This is a genomic window from Streptomyces sp. NPDC031274, from assembly GCF_055570235.1.
Map to the genome: position 1 here is coordinate 1 of NZ_JBVIHP010000127.1, position 1,907 is coordinate 1,907.

Genomic DNA, 1,907 nt, shown 5'->3' on the forward strand with positions numbered 1-1,907 from the left:
CGTGCGGCTGGTGGCGTATGTCGTCCGGGCCGACGGTGCCGCCGACGGCGACGCGTCCGACGGCACAGTGCTGCGGGAGCTTGTCGCGCGGCAGCTGCCGGACTACATGGTCCCGACGGCCGTGGTGACCCTGCCCGAGCTGCCGCTGACCGGCAACGGCAAGCTCGACCGCAAGGCGCTTCCGGCCCCCGACTACGGGAGTGGCACCGGCGCCGGGCGTACCGCGACGACGGTCCAGGAGGAGCTCCTGTGCGGGGCGTTTGCCGAGGTGCTGGGCCTTGAGACGGTGGGCTTGGACGACAGCTTCTTCGATCTCGGCGGGCACTCCCTGCTCGGCGTCCGGCTGCTGTCGCGCATCCGCGTCCTGCTGGGCGCGGAGCTGCCGCTGTCGGTGCTGTTCGAACAGCCCACGGTGGCCGGGCTCGCCGAGTGGCTCGCCGGAACACACGCGGACGGGGTGAGGCTCGAGCTGTCGCCGGGTGCCCGTCCCCAACGGCCGCCGCTGTCCTTCGCGCAGCGTAGGTTGTGGTTCCTGTCAAGGTTGGAGAATTCTGGCCTCTCCTACAACAACGTCATGGCTGTGGCGTTGCGGGGAGCCGTGAACGTGACCGCACTTGACGCCGCCTTGCGGGATTTGTTGAAGCGCCACGAATCTTTGCGCACAGTATTCCCCGACACGGACGGCGAGCCGTACCAGCGAATCCTTGATCCGGGGGAGCTCGACTGGGGGCTGGCAGTCCACCACGTCGCACGCGAGGACGTGGACAAGGCCAGGATGGAGGCGGCCCGCTCCACCTTCGAACTGTCCTCGGATGTGCCCATCCGTGCGTCGCTGCTCACGACCGCGCCGGACGAGCATGTGCTGATCCTGGTCGTGCATCACATCGCCACCGACGCCTCGTCCCACCGTCCGCTGACACGAGACCTGTCGACGGCATACGAGGCGCGGCTGCGGGGTGAGGCTCCGGTGTGGGAGCCGCTGGCGGTGCAGTATGCGGACTACACCCTCTGGCAGCGTGAGCTTCTGGGGAAGGAGTCCGACCCGGACAGTCGGATGTCGGTCCAGTTGGACTACTGGCGGCGGGCGCTGGCCGGGGCGCCGGAGGAACTGACGCTGCCGGCGGACCGACCGCGTCCCGCCATGTCGGGTGACCGGGGACATCGGGTGCCGCTGACTGTGCCGGCCTCCGTGCATCAGCGGCTGGTAGAGGTGGCCAGGGCCGAAGGTGTGACGACGTTCATGGTCCTGCAGACCACGTTGGCGGTGCTGCTGTCGCGGCTCGGGGCCGGCACGGACATCCCGATCGGGTCGCCGACCGCGGGGCGCACCGACGAGGCGCTGGACGACCTGATCGGGTTCTTCGTCAACACGCTCGTGATCCGCACTGATCTGTCCGGCGATCCGGAGTTCCGGCAGATCCTGGGCCGGGTCCGCCGGGCGAGCCTGGACGCGTTCGCGCACCAGGACGTGCCGTTCGAGCGGCTGGTGGAGGAGCTGGCGCCGGAGCGGTCGCTGGCCCGCCACCCGCTCTTCCAGGTCCTGCTCACCCTCCAGAACACGGCGCAGGTGTCCCTGGAGCTGGGGGGCGTCACCGCCCGGCCGATCGCATCGAACCTGCCCATGGCGAAGTTCGACATTGATGTCAGCCTGTCGGAGCTCTTCGACGACCAGGGCCGCCCGGCGGGTCTGGGTGGGGTCGTCACCGGCGCTGCGGACCTCTTCGACATGCCGACTGTGACTGCGATCGCCGAGCGGTTCGTGCGGGTGTTGGAGGCGGTGACCGCGGACCCGGACGTACGCCTGCACGCGGTGGACGCGTTCGACCCGCAGGAGCGGGACCGGATACTCACCGACTGGAACGACACCGCGGTGGAGGCGGAGTCGTCTTCGGTGGTGGAGTTGTTTG

General features: G+C 69.4%; 1 protein-coding gene. It reads left to right on the top strand.

What is annotated here, in order from left to right:
- The coding region (locus ACZ5CR_RS44155; protein ID WP_468869005.1) for a condensation domain-containing protein at positions 1-1,907 on the top strand (1,907 nt) is incomplete at both ends.